Consider the following 2,451-nt stretch of genomic DNA (forward strand, 5'->3'; position numbering starts at 1 on the left):
GCACGTAAACCTTGTACAACATCCGTTTGGCAGTTGACCTTATACAGCCCTGTAAAAATAAATCTGTCACCTTTTCGAGACCTATCAATTTGGTCTTTTCATTTTTTGCGGGATTGGCCGTGGATGCCCAAATAGCCAGATGCTCTCTCAATTTCTCCGGTGGCGCCCTTAAAATTCATATAATTATCTTCAAAGTATTTTTCGCTTATCGGTCGCTCTAAGTCACTACCTGCGCCTTTGTTTTTTATAACCTCACTTCCTGTTTCTGACTCAAAATCATAACTAGCCGAGATAATTTTTGTTGGTGATATTTTTATCACACGATAAATACAGCAGCCATCTCTTGATACTGATATTATAATCTTTTCGCTATGAAATATTCTTGGACTTACTAAGCGACTTATCTCGTTTGATGATGCTTTGAATTTTCTGTTTTGAGCGTCGTAGTCAAAATAAATAAACGAGCTATTTCCTCCTGCTTCGATTTCAAGGATTCGCATATCAGGATAGCCGTCAAAAGTAAAATCCTCAAAGATTATTGACATTGACTTCTCTAATATTGAGATTTCTATGTCTTGGCGAGCATCATCTATGAAGGTGATAGATAGAATTTTATTTCCATTGCCTTCGTCCGATACATCGATTTTTTTAATTATATCCTTATATGACCTACTTAAAGCCTTGGAGTAAATCTTATAGCTCTTACCATTGAGCTCCCAGATCCCATCAATTGATCCTTCTTTTATCTGCGCACTTACATGCGCATCACCATTAATGGTTTCTTCTGTCAATAGCAGTTTTGAATCAGAAAGACTTCCTCTCAGGGTGATCGGCGAGTTGTATTTAGTGTAGAAATAACTTCCAAACACTTTGCCACTTGTGGCGCTTAAGGTCATGAATATGTTTTGCTTTCCAATTTTTCCGCTATAGGCAATTGTTTCATTTATTTCTGGGGTCACTGCTAAGCCGCTGAGCGGAAAAAAAAGCGCCAGAAGAAAAATATTAATTTTCATGGCGTCACTCCGAGGACATTTTTAGCTCGAGCTAGCATTGTCGACCGGTGGTGCATATTATTTGGTTCCTTTGGCCGGCTTGGATAAAATGGATTTGCTTGGACTGCCCATCCGTTAACATAAACTGAGACCCAAAATAAATCATCTGCGTCAGATACAGTATTCAGTTTCGGCTTTAGTTTAGCCCAGTAGTAACCTGAAGCGAGTGCAGCTAAATCAGGGTTCGCAGAAAGCTGCTCAGCTTTTTCTGTTGAAGACGTTATATCTAGTTCCGCGTATTCTGGTAGGGTTTTAAGATAAGCTTCACATGCAGAATAGTTGGCGCGGCCCGTGACTTGGAGAAGGCCCCGTCCTTTAAACCGTTCGCCGTCGCCGGGTTGATTATTCCCTAAGTCTGCTCTGCCTTCATACTGCGCTCCAGAACTCCGCTCTTCCGAGAATTTTAATTCTCCTGTCTCATGCCCTACCTGAGATAAAAAATGAGCAATTCTGAGCGGGGTATTTATTTCAAATGCACTTAATGCGCGATTAATTGGTAGCAAATATTTTTCTATTGTTTCTTCTGGAGCGGATAGCATTATTGCTGCAAGCTGATCTTTTGTCACAAGTATTTTTGCGTGCGTATATAGAGTTGAAATTAGTCCAGTCGGCTGCAAATGCCACGCCCTTCCACTCCCATTAAGCCCCATCTTTTCAGCCACACCCTCCCACCAACACAGCCTCTTAATTCGCTTCTTCTCTTCCACCCACACAGCATTCGGGTCTACTGGGGTGTGCTCCATTAAGACGTCAAGCTCGTCCCATTTGGTTTGGTTCCAGAACCACTCGCTTTCGTGCCGGGTGATCAGTTGGCCGAGGGCTTGGGCTTGGGCTTGCCAAGGTTTGCTGAGTGCGGCGCGGAATTCTTCGCTGGTGAGGTGGCCGTCTTGGTTGGTGTCGATCACGTCGTAGAGGCGCTGTTTGATTGGGCCTTTGTCGCTTTGGTCGATCAGGGCTTGGTATTGGGCTTTTTCGTCGTCGGTTAAACGGCGCAAGGCGTTAAGGTAGTAGGCCAAAGCCCCTTTGGGCGGTTCGCTGTTTTCGATGAAGTCGTAGCCTTGCCATTCCCAAGGGCTGTGGCGGGTGGTGAGCGGGTCTTGCTCGATCACCCAGCCACTGATCGACTGCTGCTCTTTGTCGCAGAGCAAGTTGTCGATGCGCCAGTAGCGCTGTGGCTGACTGTCTGTATCCGCTGGTTTGCTGGTGATCTTGTGGCTGGCCGGCAGGCCGTCGAGGTAACTCTGCGGGATGAGCAGATCACAGCCAATTTCAGCTCCGCTATCGCTGTGCTTGGGTGGGTTTTCGGCACTAAACGCGGCCTTATGACCAATCAAACGGCTGCCCTTATGCACTTTGAGCAGCGTTTGCTCGCTGGCGGGTAGCTGACTTGCCCACGCCC

Annotated in this window: 1 protein-coding gene and 1 pseudogene; both read right to left on the bottom strand. The window is 45.7% G+C overall.

The annotated features are described in order from the left end of the window. Positions 1 to 98: 98 nt before the first annotated feature. Complete coding sequence (locus MKI83_RS16855; protein WP_241588479.1) at positions 99 to 1,013, bottom strand: XAC2610-related protein; 915 nt, start codon at positions 1,011 to 1,013, stop codon at positions 99 to 101. Next, a pseudogene (locus MKI83_RS16860) lies at positions 1,010 to 2,451 on the bottom strand (hypothetical protein); the annotation flags it as partial. The gene MKI83_RS16855 and the pseudogene MKI83_RS16860, both read right to left, overlap by 4 nt.

It is taken from the genome of Atopomonas sediminilitoris (assembly GCF_022601735.1).
Taxonomy (GTDB): Bacteria; Pseudomonadota; Gammaproteobacteria; order Pseudomonadales; family Pseudomonadaceae; genus Atopomonas; species Atopomonas sediminilitoris.